This is a genomic window from Aurantibacter aestuarii (assembly GCF_003008425.1).
Taxonomy (GTDB): domain Bacteria; phylum Bacteroidota; class Bacteroidia; order Flavobacteriales; family Flavobacteriaceae; genus Aurantibacter; species Aurantibacter aestuarii.
The window spans coordinates 170,627-197,581 of sequence record NZ_PXOQ01000009.1 but is presented as its reverse complement, the minus strand read 5'-3'; the positions used below and the strand labels follow the sequence as shown (position 1 = coordinate 197,581).

Annotated in this window: 22 protein-coding genes; 10 read left to right on the top strand and 12 right to left on the bottom strand. The window is 31.5% G+C overall.

What is annotated here, in order from left to right; translation table 11 throughout:
• Window positions 1-19: 19 nt before the first annotated feature.
• From C7H52_RS07650 to C7H52_RS07640, 3 genes are all read right to left on the bottom strand, one after another.
• Window positions 20-526: a peroxiredoxin-like family protein gene (locus C7H52_RS07650; protein WP_106463312.1), complete on the bottom strand. Its 507-nt coding sequence runs from the start codon at window positions 524-526 to the stop codon at window positions 20-22.
• Between the two features lie 101 nt (window positions 527-627).
• The gene (locus C7H52_RS07645) at window positions 628-1,545 is read right to left on the bottom strand and encodes a YihY/virulence factor BrkB family protein (protein WP_106463311.1); all 918 of its coding nucleotides are present in this window, start codon (window positions 1,543-1,545) and stop codon (window positions 628-630) included.
• A gap of 72 nt (window positions 1,546-1,617) precedes the next feature.
• Window positions 1,618-1,980: a hypothetical protein gene (locus tag C7H52_RS07640; protein ID WP_106463310.1), complete on the bottom strand. Its 363-nt coding sequence runs from the start codon at window positions 1,978-1,980 to the stop codon at window positions 1,618-1,620.
• A 203-nt stretch (window positions 1,981-2,183) separates the two neighbouring features.
• Here C7H52_RS07640 and hpf point away from each other — a divergent pair, with 203 nt between their 5' ends.
• Entirely contained in the window at window positions 2,184-2,489 is a 306-nt protein-coding gene (gene hpf, locus C7H52_RS07635) for a ribosome hibernation-promoting factor, HPF/YfiA family (protein WP_106463309.1), read from the top strand.
• Between the two features lie 58 nt (window positions 2,490-2,547).
• Here the strand turns inward: hpf and C7H52_RS07630 are convergent, their stop codons facing one another.
• Both C7H52_RS07630 and C7H52_RS07625 read right to left on the bottom strand, forming a co-directional pair.
• Window positions 2,548-3,666 carry a DEAD/DEAH box helicase gene (locus C7H52_RS07630; RefSeq protein ID WP_106463308.1) on the bottom strand — a complete coding sequence of 373 codons (1,119 nt, stop codon included), beginning with the start codon at window positions 3,664-3,666 and terminating at the stop codon, window positions 2,548-2,550.
• A 20-nt stretch (window positions 3,667-3,686) separates the two neighbouring features.
• Window positions 3,687-5,240, bottom strand: coding sequence for a DEAD/DEAH box helicase (locus C7H52_RS07625; protein WP_106463307.1), 1,554 nt, complete (start codon window positions 5,238-5,240; stop codon window positions 3,687-3,689).
• Window positions 5,241-5,349: 109 nt separating this feature from the next.
• Here C7H52_RS07625 and C7H52_RS07620 point away from each other — a divergent pair, with 109 nt between their 5' ends.
• The 9 genes from C7H52_RS07620 (at window position 5,350) to C7H52_RS07580 (ending at window position 17,763) form a co-directional block, all read left to right on the top strand.
• Entirely contained in the window at window positions 5,350-6,153 is an 804-nt protein-coding gene (locus C7H52_RS07620) for a DUF1853 family protein (RefSeq protein WP_106463306.1), read from the top strand.
• Window positions 6,154-6,218: 65 nt separating this feature from the next.
• On the top strand, window positions 6,219-8,336 hold the full coding sequence (gene recQ, locus C7H52_RS07615) for a DNA helicase RecQ (protein WP_106463305.1): 2,118 nt from the start codon (window positions 6,219-6,221) through the stop codon (window positions 8,334-8,336).
• A gap of 82 nt (window positions 8,337-8,418) precedes the next feature.
• Window positions 8,419-10,737, top strand: coding sequence for a type IA DNA topoisomerase (locus tag C7H52_RS07610; protein ID WP_106463304.1), 2,319 nt, complete (start codon window positions 8,419-8,421; stop codon window positions 10,735-10,737).
• Window positions 10,738-10,788: 51 nt separating this feature from the next.
• On the top strand, window positions 10,789-11,331 hold the full coding sequence (locus C7H52_RS07605) for a pseudouridine synthase (protein ID WP_106463303.1): 543 nt from the start codon (window positions 10,789-10,791) through the stop codon (window positions 11,329-11,331).
• A 69-nt stretch (window positions 11,332-11,400) separates the two neighbouring features.
• Complete coding sequence (locus C7H52_RS07600) at window positions 11,401-12,645, top strand: mechanosensitive ion channel family protein (RefSeq protein WP_106463302.1); 1,245 nt, start codon at window positions 11,401-11,403, stop codon at window positions 12,643-12,645.
• An 81-nt stretch (window positions 12,646-12,726) separates the two neighbouring features.
• Window positions 12,727-13,404 carry a TetR/AcrR family transcriptional regulator gene (locus C7H52_RS07595; protein ID WP_106463301.1) on the top strand — a complete coding sequence of 226 codons (678 nt, stop codon included), beginning with the start codon at window positions 12,727-12,729 and terminating at the stop codon, window positions 13,402-13,404.
• 4 nt (window positions 13,405-13,408) lie between these two features.
• Window positions 13,409-15,061, top strand: coding sequence for a peptidase domain-containing ABC transporter (locus C7H52_RS07590; protein ID WP_106463300.1), 1,653 nt, complete (start codon window positions 13,409-13,411; stop codon window positions 15,059-15,061).
• A gap of 4 nt (window positions 15,062-15,065) precedes the next feature.
• A complete protein-coding gene (locus C7H52_RS07585; RefSeq protein WP_106463299.1) occupies window positions 15,066-16,373 on the top strand; it encodes an HlyD family secretion protein in 1,308 nt (435 codons plus the stop codon).
• A 1-nt stretch (window position 16,374) separates the two neighbouring features.
• Window positions 16,375-17,763, top strand: coding sequence for a TolC family protein (locus tag C7H52_RS07580; protein ID WP_106463298.1), 1,389 nt, complete (start codon window positions 16,375-16,377; stop codon window positions 17,761-17,763).
• Window positions 17,764-17,768: 5 nt separating this feature from the next.
• On the opposite strand, the gene C7H52_RS07575 is transcribed toward C7H52_RS07580, so the two are convergent.
• The 7 genes from C7H52_RS07575 to C7H52_RS07545 form a co-directional block, all read right to left on the bottom strand.
• Window positions 17,769-18,164, bottom strand: a complete 396-nt coding sequence (locus tag C7H52_RS07575; protein ID WP_106463297.1) for a lysozyme inhibitor LprI family protein — start codon at window positions 18,162-18,164, stop codon at window positions 17,769-17,771.
• Complete coding sequence (locus tag C7H52_RS07570) at window positions 18,161-18,823, bottom strand: hypothetical protein (RefSeq protein ID WP_106463296.1); 663 nt, start codon at window positions 18,821-18,823, stop codon at window positions 18,161-18,163. Before C7H52_RS07570 ends, C7H52_RS07575 begins: the two co-directional genes overlap by 4 nt.
• A 27-nt stretch (window positions 18,824-18,850) precedes the next feature.
• On the bottom strand, window positions 18,851-19,528 hold the full coding sequence (locus C7H52_RS07565; RefSeq protein WP_146130023.1) for a hypothetical protein: 678 nt from the start codon (window positions 19,526-19,528) through the stop codon (window positions 18,851-18,853).
• 154 nt (window positions 19,529-19,682) lie between these two features.
• Window positions 19,683-21,176, bottom strand: a complete 1,494-nt coding sequence (locus tag C7H52_RS07560; RefSeq protein WP_106463294.1) for an alpha/beta hydrolase family protein — start codon at window positions 21,174-21,176, stop codon at window positions 19,683-19,685.
• A 196-nt stretch (window positions 21,177-21,372) separates the two neighbouring features.
• Window positions 21,373-21,840 (bottom strand): DUF6584 family protein, encoded by a 468-nt coding sequence (locus C7H52_RS07555; protein WP_317045573.1) that lies wholly within the window; start codon window positions 21,838-21,840, stop codon window positions 21,373-21,375.
• A gap of 105 nt (window positions 21,841-21,945) precedes the next feature.
• Window positions 21,946-24,621: a DNA gyrase/topoisomerase IV subunit A gene (locus C7H52_RS07550; protein ID WP_106463292.1), complete on the bottom strand. Its 2,676-nt coding sequence runs from the start codon at window positions 24,619-24,621 to the stop codon at window positions 21,946-21,948.
• A 360-nt stretch (window positions 24,622-24,981) separates the two neighbouring features.
• Window positions 24,982-26,841 (bottom strand): DNA topoisomerase IV subunit B, encoded by a 1,860-nt coding sequence (locus C7H52_RS07545; protein WP_106463291.1) that lies wholly within the window; start codon window positions 26,839-26,841, stop codon window positions 24,982-24,984.
• Window positions 26,842-26,955 lie beyond the last annotated feature (114 nt).

The following is a 26,955-nucleotide window of genomic DNA, read 5'->3' as shown; positions in this document are numbered from 1 at the left end:
ACAAAATTAAGATATTTAATTAAGCTTCTCCTCTAGCAGGATAATCTTCTTTCAATACAAATGAAATAGCACTTAATACATCCTTAAAGTCTGGTCTAGCAAAAGGCATCGTTTGAACTGAAGAAAAATAAAGTGTTTGGTCTGGTTTTATAAGAAACAAGCCAGGTTCAATAAAGTTATCAGGCTCTTTTTTAATACCTTTAGATATATATAATCCCCATTTTCTAGCTTCTTCAATTGGAAAATTATAACCTAAAGGAATGTCTCCCATATCCCACTTATCAAAAGCTTCATTGGCTTTTTCTTCGGTGTCTGAACTTAGTGCAAGTACATTGACACCTTTATCTATAAATTTTGAAATATTTTTTTGTAATTCTTCTAAGTAGGTTTTACAAATTGGACAGTGTAAACCTCTGTAAAATACAATTAATGTAAAGTTTTCAGGAGACTGCTCAGTTAATCTCCATAAACTACCGTTAATTAAATTAACTTCTAAATTTGGTGTTTTTGTTCTTGGTTTAATCATTTTTATAGCTTTTTGTTAGTTTAAATTGAATATAACTAACTAAAATCCCAATAGAAAATATTTAAGTTAAGCTTAAGTGAAGTTTAAGATTTATTAACATACTAAGAGGTCTTTACATTTTTTTCTTCAGCTGCATCAAGCCTTTTTTCTTCTTCTTCAATTTTATAAAAATCAAAAAACACCTTTGTAAACTGTGCTCCAAAAAATAATATTAAGCTCGAGTAGGAAACCCATAGCATTATTAAAATAATAGATCCCGCAGCGCCATAAGTAGAACCTGGCTCTAAAGCACCAAAATAAATGGCTAAAAGATATTTTCCTATTAGAAATAAAACAGCAGTAACTGCTGCTCCTATTTTAACAGATCTCCATGGAATAGAAGCATTAGGCAAGAACTTAAACATAGCTGCAAATAAGACATAAATAATACCTAGAGAAATTAAACCATCAAAAATAAAAATAAAGTCTATTAAATAATCAGGAAGAAATCGTTCTAATCTATTACTGAATGTGCTCAATAAAGAGGTTAATATAAAACTTACTAATAGTAAAAATCCTATAATTAATATAAAACCAAAACTTTTAATTCTATTAAAAACCGTAGCTATCACACCACTCTTAAATCTTGGTGATGCATTCCAAAGTTTATCTAAAGCCGATTGTAATTGAAAAAACACCCCAGTTGCTCCATACAATAGTGTTGCTATACCAACAACAGTTGTAAATACAGACGTTTCTTTATCTCCTTTATCTACAATCATTACTCTAATACTTTCCGCTGTTTCAGCTCCCAAAGCACCACTAATTTCACCCAACAGCTCACCTTGTACAATATCTCTTCCCCAAATACCGCCAACAACATTTAAAATTATAATTATAAATGCCGGTAAAGATAATATGGCATAGTAAGCCACAATAGCGCTTAATTGAAAAGGCTCACTGTCGTACCATTTAGCGGCAGAAAGTTTTAATAATTTTGGTAAATGCGCTAATTTAAATGGCGTTCTACGTATTTTCATATAATGAAATTAGTTCTAAAAATAAAAAACTGACTTTAAACAAGTCAGTTTTATTAATTAAATTTTATATAATTATTCAACAACCTCTAAAGGCTGATATTTTGGTTTAATTTCCTCATAAAGTCGAAATTGAGGTTGAGTTAAAATGTTTCTCATTTCTCCAGTTTCTTGTGCCTGAAGCTTATATAACATATCTAATTTTTCTTTTCCTTTATATTGCTTTTCAATTTTTTCCCGCTTTATTTTAAATTCTTCAATTTTTTTTTGAAATAAATTAAATTGCTTTCCAGAAAGTACAAGTTTTTTATTATACTCTTTTGCTAATTTATAAGCTTCTTTTTCAAAACGATCATTTCCATTTTGATAGATTGGGTCTTGTGCCATACACACATTCATTGCAAAGAATGTAATGGCTAATAAAATTAATTTTTTCATAATATGTGTTTTAAGTTGTTTTTATTGAATATAAAACATAACTTTAAATTAAGTTATCTTTTTAAGAGTTCTTAACACCGAAAACCCTTGAATTTAACAGCATTTTAAAGTTTTAAATAATAATCTTAAACTTATATTAAAGCTGCTTAATTTGATTAACTTTAAACTAATTTTATACTATTAATAATAAAAACCTAACAATTATGGATGTGAATTTTGAATACAATGATGTAAAAGCAAGTGATGAACTAGAACAATTTGCAACTGAAAGATTAAATAAATTAGCAGACAAATATGAATTTATTGTTAGAGCAGAAGTTTATTTTAAAATAGAAAATACACCAACTAACGAAACCGGTAAAATTTCTGAAATAAAAATAAGTGTTCCTGGCTCTAATATTTTTGCAGATTCTAGTAAAGAAAATTTTAAAATGAGTTTTGCAGATGCTATAGATAAGGTTAAACGTCAATTAGAAAAACGTAAAGATAAAATGCAAGCACATCATTAGTATAGTGCTCCTATTTATCTAAAAAAAGGTCTGAATTAATATTTCAGACCTTTTTTAATTATAAGCGTATGGCTTTAAATTTTATATTGAGTTTTTCTTCAATATCTTTTAACTTCAAAAATTCATTATCCAAAATCAAAGCTATAGATTCTCCTTTTTTTCCAGCTCTTGCAGTTCTACCACTTCTATGCGTATAATATTCTATATGTTCTGGTAATTGGTAATGTATTACAAAGCCTAAATTATCTACATCTATGCCTCTTGCAGAAACATCGGTTGAAATTAAAATTTGCAAACTGGTATTTTTAAAAGCCCTCATAACCTTGTCGCGATCTTTCTGAGTCATATCGCCTTCCAAAGCACCTACATTAAAACCTAAATCTGTTAGTTGCTGGGTTAAGGCTTGAGTTCCTGCTTTGGTACGACAAAAAATAATACCACGCTCCTCGCCTCTTAGATCTAAAATTGCAGCTAAAGTATCTACTTTAACCGGTAAATTAGTTTCGACATAAAAATGAGAAATATTCGCATTTGTTTTAAGATTACGATCTACTTCTAATCTTACCGCATTAGGCTTAATATAACGGTCTACAATAACCTTTAAATCTTTTGGCATAGTTGCCGAAAATAACCAGGTTTGTTTGGTTTTAGGTGTGGTATTTAAAATGGTTGTTAAATCATTTTTAAAACCCATACTTAGCATCTCATCGGCTTCATCAAATACTACGGTTTTAATGTTTTCTAAATCTATGGCATTTCGGTTGATTAAATCGACCAAACGACCAGGAGTTGCCACTATAATATGTGTAGGTCTTTGAAGGTTTTTAAGTTGAATATCTATCTTTTCTCCTCCATAAACACCTTCAGCAAAAATTGGGTGCTCATTATACTTTGTAAATTTAAAAAGTTGTTTTTTTATTTGCTGAACCAGTTCGCGGGTTGGCGCCAAAATTAGGGCTTGAACCTGCTTTTTTTGAGGTTCTATGTGGTGCAAAATAGGTAATCCGAAAGCAGCAGTTTTTCCTGTTCCTGTTTGAGCTAATCCTACTAAATCTGTTTTAGAAGTAAGTAAGATTGGAATGGCCTGTTGCTGAATTTCAGTTGGAGTAACAATTCCTAATTCTTTTAAAGATTTAAGATAATTTTTATGTACGCCTAAGGCTTTAAAAGTACTCATAGTTATTAATAAGTTAATTGCTAGTCTTCTGGAGGAAATCCATGTATATCTTCAAAAACTTCATCAAAATTTGACCTAATATAAGCGTTTAGTTTCTTACGGTAGTCTTCTTTCAACCAGTCTACAAAGTTATAGGTGCTTTTACTAATACACTTGGTATAACGACCAATTCTATAATCTATATCGTCTCCAAGAAGTTTGGCAAGTGCTAAAGCATCCCACATGTCTTCACTATTTTCTATACAAATTCTGGCATGCTGGGCAATGGAACGTTCTAAAACCACTTTACTAGATTCTCCATTTCTTACAGAACTAATGTAGGTTTTATTAATGTCAAAGTAAACTTCTTCAGATTTTGCAAATTCCGCACGTAAATCATCCGGCATTTCATACCTGAAATTCTGTTCAATATCTTCATCACTTAAGATACCATCTAAATAGTAGTTAGGAGACCTAAAAATACGTTGCCAGTCTAAATCGCTACCCCAAGGTCCAAATCGATGAAGGTTATTTCCTAAATCTATTACAGTAAAGGTGTTTTTATTCTTTAAAATACGAGAACCACGACCAATCATTTGGTAATACAACGTTAACGATTTTGTAGCACGATTTAACATGATACAATCTACAGTTGGTTCATCAAAACCTGTGGTTAATATAGATACCGATGTTAATATAGCGTCGGGAGTTTCTTTAAACCATTTTAAGATGGCTTTACGCTCTTTTTTAGTATTATTATTATCTAAGTGAGCTATAGGATAGCCGGCACGTCTAAAGGTGTCATACACATGTAGTGAGGTGTTGATACCATTATTAAAAATTAAAGTTTTTTTACCTTTTGCACGTTCTTCATAAGCCTGAATTAACTTAGTTAACATATCTGTATTAGTATACAAATCTTCCGAAGACTTAACCGTATAATCACCATTAGCTCCAACTACCAGAGAGGTTAAACCTACGTTATATGAATAAATATTTGCACGTGCTAAAAATTCATTTTCTATAAGAGAGCCAATAGTCTCACCAACAATTAATTCGTTGTAATTATCCTTCATAGGAAGGTTAATATTACTACTTAAAGGTGTTGCAGTCACTCCTAAAACAAAAACATTATCGAAAAACTTAAATAGTTTGGTGAATGAATTGTAATGTGCTTCATCAATAATAACCAATCCAATGTCAGAAATATCTAACTTATCATCGTTTAAACGATTGTTAAGCGTTTCTACCATGGCTACAAAACACTTAAAATCATCTTGGTCAGATAAATCGGCTTTACTATCTATAATCTTGTTTGTAACACCAAACTCATCCAGCATTCTAGAAGTTTGTTTACACAACTCTATTCTATGCGTCATAATTAATACGCGCTTTTCATGGTGTTTTAAATATTGTCGTACAATTTCAGAGAAAATAACTGTTTTTCCTCCACCTGTAGGTAACTGGTATAACAAATGGTAATTTTCCGGAGCTTCTTCAAAACACTTAAATATTTTGTTAATGGCGCCTTTTTGGTAGCTATATAAACTCTTTCCTTCGGTACGTTCTTGTAGGTCTAAAGTTTTAACTGACATGAAATGAATTTTGGGATTTTAAGATGTGCAAAAATACAATGTTTTAAAGGGTTTTTTAGACTAATCTGAAAAAAATTTTAAAATTGATTTATTTGGGCTAGATTCGTGCATGCTTGAAGACGATTTACAAACACAATTTAACGGGTTTTACCATACACCACATTTATTTTCTGAAGAAATTATGGGTATGTCGCCACTAATAACTCAGGTAAATCAAACTCCTAAATTTCAATTTGAATCTATTAAAAACTTACGCTTAGGACAACGTGTGGAACGCTTTGTTAGTCAGGAATTGTTATTAGTTGAATCTATTAAAGTTTTAGCTGAAAACTGTCAGATTCAAAATGAAAAAATAACGATTGGAGAGCTTGATGGGTTATATATAATTGATGGTACTCCAACACATCTCGAAATTCAGTTTAAATTTTATTTATATGATGAAAGTCTGGGCGAAACAGAAATTGAGCGTTGTATTGGACCTATGAGAAAAGATAGCTTAGTAGAAAAATTAACTAAGTTGAAGGAAAAGCAATTGCCTTTATTATATTCCCAATATACAGAACCACTACTCCAAAAACTTCAATTAGATACAGAGCAAATCAAACAAAAGATATACTTTAAAGCTCAGATTTTTAAACCATTAAATAATAATAATTTATTTAAAACTTTAAATAATAATTGCGTGTATGGATTTTATTTTAACTATAAAGATTTAGGGAAATTTAGAGATTGTAAGTTTTATAAACCTATAAAAGTTGACTGGCTGGCAAATGTAAATTGTAATACAGAATGGCAAACTTTTGAGCAGATTCTTCCGCAATTAAAAATATATGAAACTGAAAAATACGCGCCACTTTTATGGTTAAAAAAACCAAATGGCGAATTACATAAATGTTTTGTAGTTCCTTGGTAAATAAAATTTAATATTTCTTCAGCATTCAGACAGATAATAATACCTTTGGTTTTCATTTTATTTTCATGACCGACATATTAGAACACCAACTTCTAAAATCTCTTAAATCTCATTTTGGTTACGACTCGTTTCGTGGCCAACAACAGACTATTATTGAAAATGTTTTAAATAAAAAAGACACGCTGGTTATTATGCCTACAGGAGGCGGAAAATCGATTTGTTTCCAACTACCAGCTACAATTTTTAATGGTTTAACTTTAGTTATTTCGCCACTTATAGCTTTAATGAAAGATCAGGTGGATGGATTAAATGCTAATGGTATTAAGGCTGCATTTTATAACAGTAGTCAACAATCTTCAGAACAGCAACATATTATAGAACAAGTTTTAAATAAAGAATTAAAATTACTTTACGTTGCGCCAGAGAGTTTATCTGGATTAGAAAATATTCTAAAAGAATCTCAAATTAGCTGTGTTGCCATAGATGAAGCGCATTGTATTTCCAGTTGGGGTCACGATTTTAGACCAAGTTACCAGCAGTTAGGTTTTTTAAAACAACAGTTACCAAATACACCTATTATAGCACTGACAGCAACAGCAGACAAAGCGACAAGACAAGATATTGTTGACCAGTTAAAAATCCCAAATGCTGATCAATACATTTCTTCTTTTGACCGTAAAAACATAGAATTAGAAGTTCGACCAGCAGACGGCAGAGCAAAGCAAATTATCCGTTTTATTGAGAAAAATCCAGGAGAATCTGGTATTGTTTATTGTTTAAGTAGAAAAAACACCGAACAAATTGCTAAAAAACTTAATGAAAACGGCATAAATGCAGATGCATATCATGCCGGATTAAGTTTTGATGATCGTTCTCGCGTTCAAGAAGATTTTATATATGATAAAACCCAAGTGGTCTGTGCTACAGTTGCTTTTGGTATGGGGATAGACAAATCTAATGTACGCTGGGTTATACATCATAACATGCCTAAAAACATTGAAGGTTACTACCAAGAAATTGGTCGTGCTGGTCGTGATGGATTAGAGGCTAAAGCTTTGTTGTTTCATAGTTATGCCGATGTTATTCAACTTCAAAAATTTGCTCAAGGCGCTAGTAATGAAGCTGTCCAAATGGCAAAACTGGACCGGATGAAGCAATTTAGCGAAGCAACTACCTGCAGACGTAAAATCTTATTAAGTTATTTTGGAGAGTTGTTAGGTGATAATTGCGGGAATTGCGATGTGTGTAAAAATCCGCCCAAGTTTTTTGACGGCACTGTTTTAGCTCAAAAGATATTATCTACCATATATCGCATTAATCAAACCGAAGCTATTGGTACTATTATAGATATTTTACGTGGAGCCAACAATGCTAATATTTTAGATAAGCAACTAAATGGTGTAAAAACGTATGGCATTGGAAAAGACACCTCTTGGAACCACTGGCAACACTATATAATTCAATTAATTAATCAAGGTGTTTGTGAAATTGCTTTTCATAAAAACAACGCGCTTCAACTAACCGACTTTTCGCATAAAGTATTGTTTGATGGTCAAAAAGTTTTTGTGACAACACCTGTAGAGTTTAAGAAAGAAAGCAAAGCTACAGCAGTTAAAACAAAAGAAAAACGAACGGCTACCAATAGCCTATTTGAACGCTTACGCAAATTGCGTTATAAAATTTCTTTGGAAGAAAACATTCCGGCATACCTTATTTTTAGTGATGCGACTTTAAAAGAAATGGAGAAATTAAGACCAATGAGTGAAAGCGAATTTTTAACTATTTCTGGTGTGGGACAACGTAAAATGGAAGTTTATGGTGATGAATTTATTGCTGAAATTATGGATTTTATGGGTTCAAAAATTAAAAAAACCAAAAAAACCGATACACACCTAATTACTTACGACTTATATAAAAAAGGTTTAAGTATTGAAGAAATTTCGGAACAACGTCAATTAAAAACACCTACTATATATTCTCATATTGCGAAATTATATAGCGACGGAAAAGACATTAATATTTACGATTTTATAAGTAAAAGCGACGTTGAAGCCATTCATCAGGCAAAAATAGAATTAGACAGTCCTAATTCACTAAAAGCTTATTATGATTATTACAATGAACAAATGGATTATTTTAAAATCCGTTTAGCTTTAAGTGTCATAGAAAAAGAAGCTATTTAGATCTCGTTAATAACTCCTTACAACTCCACTATTCTATTTCTTATAAAAAAGCTATTTTGCAGCTTTAAATAATTGTATTTAAGTGAAAGTCTGTATTGCCGAAAAACCAAGTGTAGCAAGAGAAATTGCACAAGTTTTAGGAGCTAACACCAAGCGTGATGGCTACTATGAAGGTAATGGTTATGCAGTAACGTACACCTTTGGGCATTTATGTACTTTAAAAGAGCCTAACGACTACAAACCTTACTGGAAAAGTTGGGACTTAAACAATCTTCCTATGTTACCCGATAAATTTGAAACCAAAGTTTCTAACGATTCTGGTATTAAAAAGCAATTTAAAATTGTAAAAAGTCTTTTTGATAAAGCCGAAGTAGTTATAAATTGTGGGGATGCTGGGCAAGAAGGTGAATTAATCCAACGATGGGTTATAGATCAGGCTAAATATAAAGGAGAAGTTCAACGTTTATGGATTTCATCTTTAACAACCGAAGCTATTAAAGATGGTTTTGAAAATTTACAATCCAGTAAAAAATATGACAATTTATATTATGCGGGATTTTCTAGAGCAATTGGCGACTGGTTATTAGGTATGAACGCCACACGCTTATATACTGTAAAGCATGGTGGCTACAAACAGGTATTAAGTGTTGGTCGCGTACAAACTCCAACCTTAGCTATGGTAGTAAATCGGTTTTTAGAGATTGAAAATTTTAAGCCTCAACCCTATTGGGAATTGCAAACTATGTATCGTGACACCTTATTTAGTTATGAAGAAGGACGGTTTACAAATGTTGAAGAAGGTCAAGTTTTAGCCAATAAAGTGAAGGAACACGACTTTGAAATTGTTTCTATTACTAAAAAAAGTGGAAACGATTATGCCCCAAAATTATTCGACTTAACAGGACTGCAAGTGTATTGCAATAATAAATTTGGGTTTTCTGCAGATGAAACGCTTAAAATTGTTCAGAAATTATATGAACAAAAAGTAGTGACTTACCCAAGAGTTGACACGACTTTTTTACCAAACGATATTTATCCAAAAGTCCCAGGGATATTAAAAAATCTAACTAATTATAATACGTTAACAGCGCCATTACTTACTAAAAAAATTAAAAAATCTAAACGTGTTTTCGACGATAGCAAGGTAACCGATCACCACGCCATTATTCCTACTGGTGTGCAAATGAATTTGCAATACAATCAGCAACAAGTTTACGACATCATTACCAAACGTTTTATTGCGGTATTTTATGACGATTGTAAGGTGTCTAACACCACCGTTATTGGGAAAGCGGATACGGTAAATTTTAAAACAACAGGTAAAGAAATTTTAAGTAAAGGCTGGCGTGTAGTTTTTGACACTTCGACTACGCTCAGTGTGACAGATAAAACTAAAGCGAAAACTAAAGATACAGGGTTATTACCAAACTTTACAAAAGGCGAAAAAGGTCCGCACGAACCGTCGTTTTTAGAAAAGGAAACCAAACCACCAAACCAATTTACGGAAGCGTCTTTACTTAGAGCTATGGAAACCGCAGGTAAACAGGTAGATGATGATGAATTGCGGGATTTAATGAAGGAAAATGGTATTGGAAGACCATCAACACGTGCCAATATTATAGAAACATTGTTTCGTAGAAAATATATAAAACGAAATAAAAAACAAGTTTTACCAACTGTTACTGGTATTCAGCTTATTGATGTAATTCAAAACGATATGCTAAAGTCTGCCGAATTAACTGGGCTTTGGGAAAAACAATTGAAAGACATAGAAAAAGGCGAATATAGTGCAGGATTATTTATAAAAAACATGAAGCGCATGGTGGACCAATTGGTTTACGACGTGCGAAGTGAAACTACAATTGCAAAAATTAGTTATACCAATAATAAAACAACAACATCTGCCAAGAAAAAAACATCAAGTAAAACCAAAGTCGTTGGTGCTAATTGCCCAAAATGTCAATCTGGTCAACTAGTAAAAGGTAAAAATGCATATGGTTGCAGCCTATATAGTAAAAGCTGTGACTTTTTACTACCATTTGAGTTTGGCGGCAAGAAAGTATCTGAAAATCAATTTAAACGTCTGCTAGAAAAAGGATCTACAGTTAATTTAAAAGGATTTAAAGTAAACGGAACACCTACAGATGGTTTACTAAGGTTTGATGACCATTTTAAATTAAAATTGGAACCTAAAAAGACTTCAGCTAAAAAAGAAGTTACTCCGGAAAATGCCTGTCCTAAATGTAAAAAAGGTACAATTATAAAAGGTAAAACTGCCTATGGCTGCAGCGCTTATAAAACGGGTTGTGATTTTAGATATTCTTATGGCGATATACGTGCGAAAGCAAATGGACAAACTTTAACTAAAGCATTGGTATTTAAAATTTTAAACAATCATTAATTTTTGGATTCAGAGCATCATTTTCATTTTAAAATTTTTAAACCCTACGGCATGTTAAGCCAGTTTAATAGCAATGCTGCTAAAGAACAAAAAAAAGTCTTTCTAAAAGCTTTAGGCGACTTTCCAGAAGGTATTATGCCTATTGGTCGTTTGGATGAAAAAAGTGAAGGTCTGCTCCTACTTACTACTGACGGTAAACTCTCTCATGAAATTAATAGTTCTGGTATTGAAAAGGAATATTATGCGCTTGTAGATGGCGCAATTACAGATGATGATATTTTAAAACTTCAAAATGGTGTGGAAATTGGCTTTAACGGTAAAAAATACATGACCAAACCTTGTAAAGTCTTCAAATTAACTGATACACCTTCGTTTCCAGACCGTAAAAAGAAAATTAGAGATGCACGACACGGTCCAACCACCTGGATTTCCATTACACTTACTGAAGGTAAGTTTAGACAAGTTCGTAAAATGACTTCCGCTGTAAATTGTCCAACTCTTAGATTAGTTAGAGTTCGTATTGGTAACATTCATTTAGACGATATGCTTATTAGTGATGTGGTTAAGCTTGAAAATATAAAACCTCTTATTTAATAAATTAAGATTTCTTAAAGCTTTAGATATTTCTAATCCTTTACCTTTGCAAAGCAATATATTTGGTTTATGAATAAAATACAATGCTTTTTCTTCGATGTATTTATCAGTATAGGTTTATCTGATTCTACTGCGAAATTTTTAAACATGCTTACCTTACTTATTATTACGGTATTTATTTTCTTTACTGTAGATATTTTGGTGAGGAAATTATTGCGATTATTTTTTGCCAAACTTGCCCGAAGAACCAGAACAAAATTTGATGACTTATTAATTCGTAATAAAGTCCCAAGAAATATTGCTCACATTATTCCAATTATTGTTGCTATTGAGCTTATTCCTTTAGTTTTTAAGGATTATGAATTTATAAAGTATCCAGTTCAAAAATTGTTACATGTTTTAGCCATTATTATTTCGTTATGGATTGTACGAAGTTTATTAAATACTATAAAAGATTATTTAAAATCTCTTAAAAACTTTAAAGACAAACCTATAGATAGCTACATACAGGTGTTTATGATTTTTGCTTGGTTAGCAGGAGTTCTTTTTGCTATTGCTTACATAAGCGGCATTGAAGTAAAGACCTTTTTAACAGGCTTAGGAGCAGTTTCTGCAGTAATCATATTAATTTTTAAGGATACTATAATGGGCTTTGTGGCCAGTATACAAGTCTCTATTAATGATATGGTTCGTATAGGAGATTGGGTTACGTTTGAAAAATTTGGAGCCGATGGAGATGTTATTGAAATAAATCTGGCAACAGTTAAAGTTCAAAACTTTGATATGACTATTACCACGATTCCAACTTATGCTCTTATTTCCGACTCCTTTAAAAACTGGCGTGGGATGCAAAAATCTGGTGGAAGACGTATTAAGCGTTCTATTTTTGTTAATATGACTAGTATTAAATACTTAAGTGATGAACAAGTCGAGGAATTAAAAAAAATTCAGCTTATCTCTGAGTATTTAAACACAAAACAAACAGAGCTAAATAGCTTTAATAAAGACCATAATATTAACAAGGAATTACTTTTAAACGGTAGAAACTTAACCAACATTGGTGTTTTTAGGAAATACATAGATACTTATATTAATAAACACAGCGCAATAAATAAAGACATGTTTATTATGACGCGCCACTTGCAACCTACCACACAAGGCTTACCAATAGAAATTTATGCCTTTAGTAGAGACAAGCGCTGGGAAAATTACGAGTACATTATGGCCGATATTTTTGACCATATACTAGCTGCTGTACCTTACTTTGATTTGGAGGTTTTTGAACTTCCTAATTCACATTCATTTAAAATTTAAAAAAAAGATTGTTAACATATAGTTAACTTGATTTCATTTATAATAGTATTACTATTATATTTGCACATATAATTTTTGAATATGGAAAGATTACTGTCAAATATTAAAATTTCAATCAACGAAAAATGCTACTTAAAAGATCCTGAGTCTTCAGATTTAGGGAAACGCATAGTAGAAAACAGTATTATATTAATAGATGAAATTGGTTTTGATAATTTCACCTTTAAAAAACTAGGTGTAAAAATTGGTTCCAATGAAAGTTCTATTTATAGGTATTTTGAAAGTAAACATAAACTCCTGCTCTATTTAACTTCATGGTATTGGAGCTGGATGGAATACCAACTGGTATTTTCAACACATAGTATTCCAAGTCCTAAACTAAAATTGGAAATTGCAATATCTATCTTGACACAAACCACGGTTTTGGATAGTAATTTCTCGCATATTAATGAAGTGGTTTTAAAACGTATTGTTATAAATGAATATTCTAAATCTTATCTTACTAAAGAAGTAGATCTAGAAAATAAAGAAGGCTACTTCTCTACTTATAAACGCTTAGTTACACGTTTAAAAGATTTTATTTTAGAACTTAACAACTCTTACGAGTTTGCTTTTAGTCTGGCAAGTACTGTTATAGATGGTGCTTTACATATGCAATTTATTAAAGACCATTTTCAATCTATTTCAGATAAAAAAATGGAAAAAGAACCAACAGAATTTTATAAAGAATTAGTGTTTAAAACGCTAAATATTGCATAAGACTATGAAAAATAACTTAACCCCATTTCAGCGTTTTTTAAGGCTTTTACAGCTTGACCGCAAAGACATTAGACAAATTATATTTTATGCCATTTTTGCCGGAGTTGTAAATTTATCGCTTCCACTTGGTATTCAAGCTATTATAAACATGATACAAGGTGCTCAAATTAGTTCGTCTTATGTTGTACTAGTTATTTTGGTGACCATTGGAGTTGCATTTGCAGGTATATTACAACTTATGCAGATTAGAATTTCAGAAAATATTCAGCAAAAAATATTTACCCGAGCATCTTTTGAGTTTGCCTATCGTTTTCCAAAGATGAAAATGAGTGAATTACGTCAGTACTATCCGCCAGAATTAGCTAATCGTTTTTTTGATACACTTAATGTTCAAAAAGGACTATCTAAGGTAATAATTGACTTTCCATCTGCCTTATTACAAATACTTTTTGGTTTAGCTATATTATCTTTTTATCATCCCTTTTTTATCATTTACGGGTTATTGTTGTTGGTTTTAATTTATGTGGTATTTAAATACACGGCGAAAAAAGGTCTAGATACCAGTTTGATAGAGTCAAAATACAAATATAAAGTAGCACACTGGTTACAAGAAATCGCACGATCTGTAATAAGCTTTAAGCTATCGGGCAGAACCAGTTTAGCTATGCAAAAAAATGACGATTTGGTAAGCGGTTATTTAAAGGCTAGAGAGAGCCACTTTAAAGTACTAGTATTACAATTTACACAACTTATTGGCTTTAAAGTCCTAGTAACAGCCGGTTTATTGTTAATTGGTGGACTATTAGTTTTAAATCAGCAAATGAATATTGGGCAATTTGTTGCGGCAGAAATCATTATTCTATTAGTAATTAGTTCTGTTGAAAAGTTATTATTAGGTCTAGAGACTTTTTATGATGTTTTAACTTCTTTGGAGAAAATTGGCCAAGTATCTGATAAAGATTTAGAAAATTTAACTGGTACCGTTTTAAGTGACCAAGAGCCTTTAAAAGTTGAACTGTCACAATTTACATACGCTGTCCCAGATAGACCAGATCCTATTTTAAACAATATTAATGTTTTAGTAGAATCTAAAGACGTTGTTTTAGTTGAAGGCAATAACAACTCTGGGAAATCTACTTTACTTAAAGCATTAGCAGCTATTTTAGAACCTACTTCTGGACAGCTTTATATTAACGATTTAGCCTTTTCTGGTATAAAAATTAGTAGTTACCGAGCAATGGTAGGGCAAGTTTTGTCTGACGAAACGCCTTTTGAAGGATCCATCTTGCACAACCTTACTTTTGGAGACCCAAACATCCCGCTAACTAAAGTTAACGAAGTAGTTAAAGTATTAGGGCTTACCAACTTTATTAAAGAGCAACCTGCAGGATTATATACTATTATTTATCCTGAAGGTAAACGAATCTCTAATACCAATATTAAAAAATTGTTATTAGCTCGAGCTATTTTAAAACGACCAAGACTATTATTATTAAAAGATCCTCTAGAGTATTTTAATACAACAGAAGCACAGCAAATTATAGATTATTTAGTCCAGCCAAACCATACTTGGGCAATTGTAATTGTGAGCCAGAATAATATTTGGAAAAAACATTGCAATAAAATAATTACTTTATCTAACGGTCACATTATATAATATTATGCTTAATATATCTGAAAATTCGGTAAATAAAAACGTAAGCCTAAGCGGTTATAAGGCTTATAAAAAAGCATTTAATAAGTCTCATTATAAAATGTTTAATCGGTTACTTAAAATCTTTGCAGTTATTTGTGTCGTGGTATTATTTTTACCTTGGACACAAAATATCACAAGTTCCGGAACGGTAACTACCTTAAAACCAGACCACAGACCACAAACCATTCAGTCGGTTATACCAGGACGTATTGAAAAATGGTATGTTCAAGAAGGCGATTTTGTAAAAAAAGGAGACACTATTCTTCATATTTCGGAAATTAAAAATGAATACTTAGACCCGAGATTGGTAGAACGTACTAATGAGCAGATAAAAGCGAAATCTTCTTCTGTTACATCATACCAATCTAAAATTTCAGCTTTAAATAATCAGGTTGAAGCATTACTGGCTGAAAAAAATCTAAAAATTCAACAAGGAAAATTAAAAGTTATTAGTGACAGTACAGATTTAGTTGCCGAGAGAAATAATTTAATTATTGCAAAAACACAGCTTGAACGTGTTGAAACGCTTGCAAACGAAGGTTTAAAAGCCACAAAAGATGTCGAAGAGAAACGATTAAAATTACAAGAAGTACAGGCTAAAGTAATTGCGCAGGAAAATAAATATTTAAATTCTAAAGTTGAATTAAATCGTATTGAAGCCGAATATGCCGATAAGATTTCAAAATCTCAAAGTGATAAATTTTCTGCACAATCAAATCAGTTTGATACAGAAGCTCAGGTCTCTAAGTTAGAAAACGCTAACTCCAATTATCAACTACGTAATGCCATGTATTACGTTACAGCACCGCAAAGTGGTTATATTAATAAAGCTATAAAAGCTGGTATTGGTGAAACATTTAAAGAAGGCGAACAATTGGTTGGTATTATGCCATCTGACTATGAAGTTGCTTTAGAAACCTACGTGGACCCTATAGATTTACCATTAGTGCATTTAGGTGAAACTTTTAGAGTACAGTTTGACGGTTGGCCCGCAATTGTATTTAGTGGATGGCCCAATGTGTCTTATGGAACGTATGGTGCTAAAGTGGTGGCAATAGAAAATTTTATTAGCCCAAATGGTAAATTTAGAGTATTATTGGCACCAGACAAAGACGATCATGATTGGCCTGAAGCTATACGTGTAGGTTCTGGAGCAAGAACTATAGGTTTATTAGACGATGTGCCTATTTGGTTTGAATTATGGAGACAACTAAACAGTTTCCCACCAAATTACTATCAGCCGGAAGGTTCAACTTCAAAAGAAAAAAAATAATATGAAGCTACTACTCTATTTTATAGTATTTGCTCCATTTGTTTTAGGAGCTCAAACTTTAGACTCTTTAAGTTTAAATTTTGAAGAATACATCAGCTATGTAAAAACCAATCACCCTATTGCTAAGCAAGGTTTTTTAAAAATTGAAGAAGGCGATGCTAATGTAACAAAAGCACGTGGTGGTTTTGACCCTAAGCTAGAAGGCGACTTTAATTATAAAGATTATAAAGACAAAAATTATTACGATAAACTAAATGCAAAATTTAAAATACCAACCTGGTATGGTATAGATGTTCTAGCAGGGTACGAGTCTAATGAAGGTTTGTTTTTAAATCCTGAAAATACTGTGCCAGACGATGGTTTATTTGCTGCTGGTGTAAAAGTATCTTTAGGAGAAGGTTTATTTATAAATAAGCGTATGGCAGATTTAAAAAAAGCTAAAGCCTACAGAAACCAAACCAAAGCAGAACAAGAACTTATTTTAAATGATGTAATTTACAATGCCTCGATTGCTTATTTTAACTGGTTGCTTAATTATAAAAATTTAAATGTATATAAGCGCTTTTTAACCAATGCAGAATTACGTTTTAATGGTATACAAAAGCAAGTAGAAGCTGGTGAAAATGCTCAGATCGATGCGGTTGAAGCGGAAGTAAATTTAAACAACCGAAAATTACAACTTCTTGAAGCAGAATTACTTTACAATAAAGCCATACTTGAACTTTCTACATTTTTATGGACTGCTAACAATCTACCTTTAGAAGTACAATCAAATGTATATCCCGAATCTATTTCTAGCCCTGTAATAGATACTGTCTTAAATATTGAATCTATTAATAGCCAGAATTTAGATGCACATCCAAAAATTAGAGCTTTAAACTTTAAAACCGAAAGCTTGCTAATAGACCAAAAACTTAAAGCCAATAAGTTATTACCTAAGTTAGATGTACAGTATCAATTTATATCGGACAGTTATAATGAATTTAACACGTATAATAACCAGAATTATAAAGCGAAAGTTAATTTGGCATTTCCATTATTTTTAAGAAAAGAGCGTGGCGAATTGAGATTGGCTGAAATAAAATTAGAGCAAATAAATTATGAAACTCAAAATACCTCGTTAATTTTAAAGAATAAAATTGCTGCAGTCATTTTTGAAACCGATAGTTATGCAAACCAATTACAGTTAATTGAACAGGTTAATACAAATTATGAAGCTTTATTAACAGCTGAAGAACGCAAGTTTTTTTTAGGAGAAAGTTCTATATTTTTAGTGAATTCCAGAGAGAAAAGTTTAATAGATGCACAAACCAAATATAATGCTGTAGAATTTAAGTTGTACAACAGTAAAGCCAAATTATTTAACAGTCTGGGTGTGCTACCAAATTAACTTTTTTATTTCATTTTTATAGATCCTAAACACATTTCACCTTCTTCAATACCATCTAACCACACCATTAATTTTTTGGTACGTTCTTCTGTCATTTCTTTTAAAATAAGTGAGACGCACATCGGGTAAACACTGCCATAATAGTAACCTTTATCAGTTTTTGGAAATCTCATATCTAGCTCTGCATCACGAAAATTTATCCAAAGTCTTTGTGCTACTTTTAATCGTTCAATAAATAAAGGCTCAGACTTATACTCGGTTAAAATGGCTTGGTAAACTCTATTAAGTTCTTTATCGGCTTTTTGATATTCCAAATGTGCGTCCTGATTCATTTCCATTTGGGTTTGCGAGAAGCTAACAAGACTAAAACTTAGGCTGATTATAAATATAAGTTGTTTCATTTTTTTAGAAAATCTTCGTAATTAATATTATGTGCATTTGAGAATAAAATATCATAATCTACTTCAATTGATTTGTTTACTTCAAGAGATAAAATACCAACTTGTAATTGATTACCCATTAAGTTTAAATTAATCTCTATAGGTTCAGAATTTAACACGTTTGATGCTAATGGAAAATGATCTGGTAAATTAGGAATGGAATCGCTAACAAACATCGTAATACTAGAGTTGTCATTTTTTTCGTCTCCTAAAACAACTTTATAACATTTCATTTCAGCAATAATTTTAGTTGAGTCTCTATAAATTGTATACATCTCTTTCAATTGATCCTGTTGTTCTTGAGTAATCTCGCTAAGATTTTCATCTTTGTACTTATAATTGGAAACTTTATATAATGTTCCATTTTCTATAAAATAAAAATTAGCAAATGATTTATCAGAATGATATTCAATTATTTCTATAATGCTAGTTTTATCTTTTACCGCAAAAATATTAGATGCATTTTTATAAATTGTTCTATTATATTTATTTCCAATAATTGATTTTAAGGGCGTATCATTTAATATTCCTAATTCAATTCGCGTATAATTGGTGTTTTGACTTATCAATAAATTTAAATTAAAGATGCAAAAACCTATTAACAATAAAGATTTATTCATATTTAGTTATTAATTATAGTTTAGTATTTAATTTTTCAAATTTATTAATAAATATGCGAAATCACTTTTAATTTGAATAATACTGCCTGAACTAATTTTCAATCCAATAAAGTCATTACCGTTTCCATATCCTGTTAAATTTCCCGATCCAAAAGCATAAAAAATGGTGGGCTGACCTTCACTCCATTGGTGGAAAACAGTCATACCTGCAAAACCTCCTTTATTAATTTTAACCTCTTTGTTTTTAGGCAATTCAAATTGATAAATTTCATTGGGTTGCAATTCAATTTTTTTATTATCAATTTTAAATTTTTGAGTTTTTTTATCGTTACCAAAAAAATAAATGATATTAGTAGAATTATTGTTTTTGTTGTGTTCTATAAGTTCCTGATTTGCGGCATATAAATCAATAATTATAGAAGTTCTGTTCTCTAAATTTTCTTTTTCAATGTATTTAAAAGCATTTGCCGATAACTTGTTTGCAGATTTTTGAAGTCCTGTTAATAATTCATTAAAATCGTTAGATGTTATTTTTAGTTTAGCAATAAAATGAAAATCAGTTAAATCTGTTTTTTCATTTATATATACTAATCCTTTTTCTTTTATAATAGGAATACTATCTGATTTTTTAAGAATTTCTATTTCTTGTGCAATAACTGGAGAGAAATTCAAAAAAAGAATTATAAATATTATTAGATTTTTCATAATAGAAATTACATGATTTTTCGTTTTTTTTTAATAGAAAGCAAGATTTCAAACTAATGATTATTTATAAAAAATTGATTTTTAGTAATTCCAAATGCATTTGGACGTAATCGAAGCCAACATAATTATGGTTATAAATTCTTGAACGTAGGTTTTACTCTAAGTTTTGTTCATTAATATATTTCGCTGTAATGTTTTCAACTTCTGTTGAATGTTTTCCATACCAAATAAAATGTTCTGCTTTAGGAATCTTATGTATTTCAACATCATTATTTAAAGACTTCATTTTATTGTAGAACGTTTCAGCTGTTGAGTAAGGACAATTTCTGTCATTTTCTCCGTGTATTAATAGGAACTTTGTATTGGTTTTTTTTATCAATTCATTAGGTGAAATTTCATTGACTAAATTTGTGTCTTGGTTATATTCTCTAATCCAGTTACTGCTACGTGTTGTTAAATCGTAAACAGCTGCATTCGCAATGACAAAATTTGGAGCAGCATTAGTCTTTAAATCATCTGAAATCTCATTCCAATCATCAGCTAGGACGGTTGCAATGCTTAAATGTCCACCTGCTGAATTTCCTGTTGCCAAAATTTTGTTTTGGTCTATGTTTAATCTATCTGAATTTTCTCGTAACCATCTAATGGCAGATTTGGCATCTTTAACAGCATCAAATGGGTAAGTCCCGTGTCTACCCTTAATTCTATATTCAACCGCTGTGGCAACCCATCCCATTTGGGCATATCGTTTTGCTGTTTCAAAAAACCAATCTGGTTTTCCCTGAGACCAACTTCCGCCGTGAAAATATACTATTGTTGGTCGCTTTCCTTTAAAGGTCGTTGTGTCAGGTTGAAATATATGCATTTCGAGATTAAAACCATCTACCTTCTTATAAAATTCGATTGTATGTGATGCTCTGTTTCTAATATGTAAATTATAAATTTCATTAATATCATTTGCAATTCCTGATGTCTTGCAAGAGATTTTGAAATCATTATAAATAGAATCAATACTCTTAACACCCATATTATCTATATGGTTATAGATATATTCTCCTTTCCACAAACACTTGACGTCTTGATTTGAAAATATAGAGTCAACCGTATTTAAATCTGCTAATAATTGCTGGTTATCTTTTCCAGTGTATAGACCACTTTCCATATTTTTTTTGGAGTGAATAGCTAAAAATGATTTAATATAGTTCTTAAAGTATTTGTTTTCATAAGCCTTTCTGTCATTTATCTTCCTAAGATTATGATTAATTCTTAATTGGTTAGTTTTAGATGTTTTAATCTTTTCACCAGTAAATTCATAGTGCAGCTGTGGATATTCGAGAAGATATTTATCAAACAAATAGTTAATATTTATAACTTCTTCATTAAGTGTTAACTTATCAAGATTACTCTGATATTTTTTTAAATGAGATGTAAAAATATTTTTTAATGAATCAATTTTTGACGTGAATTCTGATTCGTCCAACACGTAAAGTTTGTAAAAATTGTTTCGTATGTATTTGATAGCTGGTGTTCCTATTTCTTCTTGTTCTTTAAAAAAGGTTTCTTTTACCGATTCAGTATTTTGTACATTTTGAGTTTTACAACTTTGGATTGAAATTAATAATAAAATAAAGAAATAGTTTAATCTCATTGTTTTTTATTTAATAAAAGAATTTGTTTTAATTTAAATATTACAGGAAATTACGGAGAACGGACTTGTATTACCGTCAGTTACGAATTAAACTAGCGATTATTTTCTGTTTAGCAACGACGTGAGCAATTCCGAGTGGATTCATACTTAATCAAATCCGCGATAATCGCTTTTATACATCATTGTGGTATCTTTTTTATATAAATATCCAATTAAACACTGTGTAAATTCCAATTAGAAATAAAATAATTCCAACTCCAATTACAAAATAAGCCCAAAAATCAGCCATTTTATCTTCAAATGTCCTTTTATATTTAATATAAGGTACTTTTGGTTTTTGAAAGTTATTTTCAATATGTGGAATGTAGCCTGTTTTAATTTCACTATCAGATTCTAATTCAGCTATTTTTGCTTGAGCATATTCATCTAGCTGGGTTTTATCTCCATTGAATTTTATTTCTCTCAATATTTGATGTCCAGAATAGCTTACAGACTTTTGGTAGAGTTCCACACATTTTTTGATTCTGTTATCAACTGGTTCTGTCAAAATCCAATATTTTCCAGCAGAGTCTAAAAATCCACTTTCATAATATACTTCAGCTAGTTTACTTCTTAATTCAATTATATTAGGGTTCTGTTTAATCAAATTTCCTAATCTGTCAATCGCTTTTTATTTCAAACCGATTTTAATTTCAGAATCTATTTTATCTAACTTTTCTTTTAACTTCACAGTGTTTTTTTAAGTGCACAAACGGTCTAATAGAACAAATTAAAACAACTTCGCTTGTCCAGACTCGTCCGTTTCTGGACTATCGGAGTCATCATTATTAGTTTCGGTAGTATTGGTTTGCGATTTGTTTTCTGAAGTATCAACTAAAACCTCAGCTTTTTCAATCTTTTCTTCTATAGCTTCTTCGTAAGGTAAGGGATCCAATAAATTAATTTGGTTAACCTTATCCTTAGTTAACTGGTTTCCAATTGCTGTAATACCTTTAACTGAGATAAATTCTTCTAAAAGTATAGTTTCATTATCTTTTCGGTCTTTACCACGTTCTTTGGTAAATTCTAATTCTGCTACAGGTTTCCAATCGGTAGAAACTATTTCTAAATAAGATTTTTCATGATCTGAAATAAATAAATCTTCGCGGTCTTCGGTTTCAATTAAAAATCGTTTCACATAGTACAAATCCTTTTCACCATTAAAATAAATAGCCGAAATTGGTTTCTTAGGGTTCCATTTTTCTAAAACCACCATATCACTATCAAAATGTAAAGTCACTTCTGGTGTTACGGTTTTGGCGATACCTTTCTGGTTGATAATAAGTAATTTATCGTCTCCTCTAAATTCTCCCAACAACTCACCTCTTCCATCTACATTAAGACGTTGTACAGTCTCATCAAACCAGATTTTACGTGGTTTTAAGGTAGAAACGCCTTTCTCTTTTAAATCAATCGATTTTATAGCGTGTTTAGTAACTACATTACCTTTACTGGCACGACCTTTAATAAGAACATCGGCAAAATCTAAATCCCATTTCAGTTTTTTAATACTACCAACTTGTCGCAAAATAATAGATACCACTTCTGCTTCACCATTAGGGTTTGCAGAAAAATACCATACCTTAGAACCTTTATTACCATTGGTTAAATCGTACTCTTTATCCCTGGTAGTAGAGGTTACATTAAAACGTTTAACATAAGATGCCCCTTTGGTTCCATCACGATAAATCATATTATAAATGGTGCGCTTATCCTTTTTCTTGAACACTGCAACGTGTATAATGTTTTTACCAATAAAGGTTTTGCTATCTACTTTAGTTACCATCATTAAGCCATCTGCAGTAAACGCAATAATATCGTCTATATCACTACAATCGCAAACATATTCGTCACGTTTTAAAGATGTTCCTATAAAGCCTTCTTCTCGGTTTACATAAAGTTTTGTATTACGAATAACAACTTTAGTAGCATCGACATCTTCAAACGTTCTTAATTCGGTTTTACGCTCTCTTCCTTTACCATATTCTGCCTTAAGTCTTGTAAAATAAGCAATAGCATAATCTATTAAATGTGCTAAGTGGTGCTTAACTTCGGCAATTTGATCCTCAAGCGCATCAATTTTTTGTTGAGCTTTATCAATATCGAATTTAGAAATACGCTTAATTCTAATTTCAGTTAAACGTGTAATATCTTCAACTGTAATAGCACGTTTTAGATGTTTAATATGTGGCTGTAAACCTTTATCGATAGCATCTATTACGCCTTCCCAAGTTTCTTCTTCCTCGATATCACGATAAATTCTATTTTCTATAAAAATACGCTCAAGACTCGCAAAATGCCACTGTTCTTCAAATTCGCCCAGTTTAATTTCCAACTCTTGTTTTAAAAGCTGCACCGTGTGGTCGGTACTGCGTTTTAGCATCTCCGTAACCCCAATAAATAACGGTTTGTTATCTTCAATAACACAACCTAATGGTGATATGGACGACTCACAACTTGTAAAGGCATATAAAGCGTCTATGGTCTTGTCTGGTGATAAGCCTGGCGGTAAATGAATTTGAATTTCTACTTCCGCAGCGGTATTATCTTCAATTTTTTTAACTTTTATCTTGCCTTTTTCATTAGCCTTTAAAATAGAATCAATTAAGGATTGAGTGGTGTTCCCAAATGGTACTTCGGTAATAACCAGAGTGTTTTTATCGAGTTGAGAAATTTTAGCTCTAACGCGTACTTTACCACCACGTAATCCATCGTTATAGCCAGAAATATCTGCAATACCACCGGTTGGGAAGTCTGGATAAATAGTAAAACGCTTACCTTGTAAATGTTTTACGGAAGCGTCTATAAGCTCTATAAAGTTATGAGGTAAAATTTTAGTCGATAAACCTACTGCAATACCTTCGCCACCTTGAGCTAACAAAAGTGGGAACATAACTGGTAAATTTACAGGCTCTTTACGACGACCATCGTAACTCGCTTGCCATTCTGTAATTTTCGGATTATAAACGACATCCAACCCAAATTTAGAAATACGTGCTTCAATATATCTTGAAGCTGCAGCACTGTCTCCTGTTAAAATATTTCCCCAGTTTCCTTGTGTGTCAATTAACAAATCTTTCTGACCAATTTGCACCATAGCATCTGCAATACTAGCATCTCCATGCGGGTGATATTGCATGGTGTGACCAACAATGTTTGCTACTTTATTATAGCGTCCATCGTCCAAATCTTTCATGGAATGCATAATACGACGTTGCACTGGTTTAAAACCGTCTTCTATAGCAGGAACCGCTCGCTCTAAGATTACATAAGAGGCGTAATCCAGAAACCAGTCTTTATACATTCCTGTAACACGAGTAATGCTTTCTTGTGGTTCTAAACTTTCACCATTGGTATTAAGTTCTAAATTATCGTTTGTTAAGTCGTCGTTTTGGTGTTCTGTCATGTCTACTATTCCTGCGTAGGCAGGAATCTTATTATTTTTATATTAATAAATAAAATTCAATAGTTATAAATGTGATTGAATTAGAAAAATAATGAATAGGGTCAAAATTGATAAGCTAATGATTTTAAAAATTTTGTGTATTCTTTTCTCTATTCCAACAAAAACTAATGCTAAAATATTTAATAAGCCTAAAGTGATATCTAAAGTCATTATATCATCAAATAAAATTGAATTTTCAATAAAATATGAACGTCTATCTAATTGATTATCAAAAGTATTAAATACATATGTCCATAATAAAATGTAGTAAACATCAATTAGACACACGACACTAATAAAATACTTTTTCATTCTGATAATCTAGTTCTCTTCAGAAATAATATCCAGCTCCACTTTTAAATTATCTATTATAAACTCCTGTCTTGTTGGTGTGTTTTTACCCATATAAAACGACAATAACTCTTCAATAGACATATTATCATCTAACATTACTGGGTCTAAACGAATATCTTCACCTATAAAATGTTTGAATTCGTTTGGAGATATTTCACCTAATCCTTTAAATCGTGTAATTTCCGGCTTAGGCTTTAACTCTTCTAAAGCAGCCCTACGTTCTTCTTCAGAATAGCAATAAATAGTTTTCTTTTTATTACGTACTCTAAACAATGGAGTTTGCAAAATGTATAAGTGTCCTTCTTTAATCACTTCAGGAAAAAACTGAAGAAAAAACGTAATAAGTAGCAAGCGGATGTGCATTCCATCTACATCGGCATCGGTTGCGATGACCACATTATTATATCGAAGGTCTTCTAAAGATTCTTCGATATTTAAAGCCGCTTGTAACAAATTAAATTCTTCATTCTCGTACACAATCTTCTTTGTTAAACCGTAACAATTTAAAGGCTTTCCTTTTAAACTAAACACCGCTTGTGTATTTACATCACGTGATTTAGTAATACTTCCAGATGCCGAATCTCCCTCGGTAATAAACAAAGTAGATTCTAAATTACGCTCGTTTTTGGTGTCTCCAAAGTGAATACGACAATCACGTAATTTTTTATTGTGTAAACTCGCTTTCTTGGCGCGGTCTTTAGCTATTTTTCGAATTCCAGACAGCTCCTTACGTTCACGCTCGGCTTGTAATATCTTACGTTGCAGTTTATCGGCAGTTTCTGGGTTTTTATGTAAATAATTATCTAAATAGGTCTTTACAAAGTCGTTAATGTACGTTCTAACTGTTGGAAGATTGCCTCCCATATCTGTAGATCCTAGCTTCGTTTTAGTCTGACTTTCAAAAACCGGCTCCATAACTTTTATGGCTATGGCAGATACAACAGACTTTCTAATATCTGATGCATCATAAGATTTACCATAAAACTCACGTATGGTTTTTACCAAAGCCTCACGAAACGCTGCTAAATGCGTACCACCTTGAGTGGTATTTTGTCCGTTAACAAAACTGTTATATTCTTCGCTATATAAGGTTTTACTGTGGGTTAATGCAATTTCTATATCATCTCCTTTTAAGTGGATGATGGGATATAGCATATCGCCCGGATTAATCTTTTCAGCTAAAAGGTCTTTTAGTCCATTTTCACTGTAGTATTTTTCACCGTTAAAAACGATGGTTAAACCTGGATTAAGATACACGTAATTTTTAAGCATCTTAACCACATATTCATTACGATACTTATAGTTCTTGAAAATAGTTTCATCTGGAATAAATGAGACTTTAGTTCCTTTACGACGTGTTGTTTCTTCTAAAAACTCTTCATTTTCAAGATTACCAGCTGAAAATTCTGCAGAAGCCGATTTGCCATCTCGAGACGATTCTACTCTAAAATACGATGATAAGGCATTTACGGCTTTGGTACCTACTCCATTTAAACCTACCGATTTTTTAAAGGCTTTAGAGTCGTACTTACCACCGGTATTCATTTTAGAAACCACATCGACCACTTTTCCTAAAGGAATTCCACGCCCGTAATCGCGCACAATCACTTTATCACCTTGTATAGATATTTCTATGGTTTTACCAGCTCCCATAACATATTCGTCAATGGAATTATCTAAGACTTCTTTTAGTAAAATATAAATTCCATCGTCTGCTGAAGAGCCATCACCCAATTTACCAATATACATCCCGGGACGCATACGGATATGCTCTTTCCAATCGAGTGAACGTATATTATCTTCGGTATATTTAGTTTCTTGAGACATGTATTGTAATATAGGAGTTTGTTGCTAATATACTACTTCATAAGAAAAAATAAAACAGGATTTGTTTTAATTAATTAACAATTATTTTTGTTAAACTAATAATAAATGAATACT

Excerpts from the sequence above, each read along its gene's own strand:
- C7H52_RS07630 (WP_106463308.1), bottom strand. The coding sequence starts at position 3,666 with ATGAGTACTTTTAAAGCCTTAGGCGTACATAAAAATTATCTTAAATCT.
- C7H52_RS07575 (WP_106463297.1), bottom strand. The coding sequence starts at position 18,164 with ATGAAACAACTTATATTTATAATCAGCCTAAGTTTTAGTCTTGTTAGC.
- C7H52_RS07620 (WP_106463306.1), top strand. The coding sequence starts at position 5,350 with ATGCTTGAAGACGATTTACAAACACAATTTAACGGGTTTTACCATACA.
- C7H52_RS07565 (WP_146130023.1), bottom strand. The coding sequence starts at position 19,528 with ATGAAAAATCTAATAATATTTATAATTCTTTTTTTGAATTTCTCTCCA.
- C7H52_RS07625 (WP_106463307.1), bottom strand. The coding sequence starts at position 5,240 with ATGTCAGTTAAAACTTTAGACCTACAAGAACGTACCGAAGGAAAGAGT.
- hpf (WP_106463309.1), top strand. The coding sequence starts at position 2,184 with ATGGATGTGAATTTTGAATACAATGATGTAAAAGCAAGTGATGAACTA.
- C7H52_RS07645 (WP_106463311.1), bottom strand. The coding sequence starts at position 1,545 with ATGAAAATACGTAGAACGCCATTTAAATTAGCGCATTTACCAAAATTA.
- C7H52_RS07580 (WP_106463298.1), top strand. The coding sequence starts at position 16,375 with ATGAAGCTACTACTCTATTTTATAGTATTTGCTCCATTTGTTTTAGGA.
- C7H52_RS07570 (WP_106463296.1), bottom strand. The coding sequence starts at position 18,823 with ATGAATAAATCTTTATTGTTAATAGGTTTTTGCATCTTTAATTTAAAT.
- C7H52_RS07650 (WP_106463312.1), bottom strand. The coding sequence starts at position 526 with ATGATTAAACCAAGAACAAAAACACCAAATTTAGAAGTTAATTTAATT.
- C7H52_RS07590 (WP_106463300.1), top strand. The coding sequence starts at position 13,409 with ATGAAAAATAACTTAACCCCATTTCAGCGTTTTTTAAGGCTTTTACAG.
- C7H52_RS07585 (WP_106463299.1), top strand. The coding sequence starts at position 15,066 with ATGCTTAATATATCTGAAAATTCGGTAAATAAAAACGTAAGCCTAAGC.
- C7H52_RS07595 (WP_106463301.1), top strand. The coding sequence starts at position 12,727 with ATGGAAAGATTACTGTCAAATATTAAAATTTCAATCAACGAAAAATGC.
- C7H52_RS07560 (WP_106463294.1), bottom strand. The coding sequence starts at position 21,176 with ATGAGATTAAACTATTTCTTTATTTTATTATTAATTTCAATCCAAAGT.
- C7H52_RS07605 (WP_106463303.1), top strand. The coding sequence starts at position 10,789 with ATGTTAAGCCAGTTTAATAGCAATGCTGCTAAAGAACAAAAAAAAGTC.
- C7H52_RS07550 (WP_106463292.1), bottom strand. The coding sequence starts at position 24,621 with ATGACAGAACACCAAAACGACGACTTAACAAACGATAATTTAGAACTT.
- C7H52_RS07640 (WP_106463310.1), bottom strand. The coding sequence starts at position 1,980 with ATGAAAAAATTAATTTTATTAGCCATTACATTCTTTGCAATGAATGTG.
- C7H52_RS07545 (WP_106463291.1), bottom strand. The coding sequence starts at position 26,841 with ATGTCTCAAGAAACTAAATATACCGAAGATAATATACGTTCACTCGAT.
- C7H52_RS07600 (WP_106463302.1), top strand. The coding sequence starts at position 11,401 with ATGAATAAAATACAATGCTTTTTCTTCGATGTATTTATCAGTATAGGT.
- recQ (WP_106463305.1), top strand. The coding sequence starts at position 6,219 with ATGACCGACATATTAGAACACCAACTTCTAAAATCTCTTAAATCTCAT.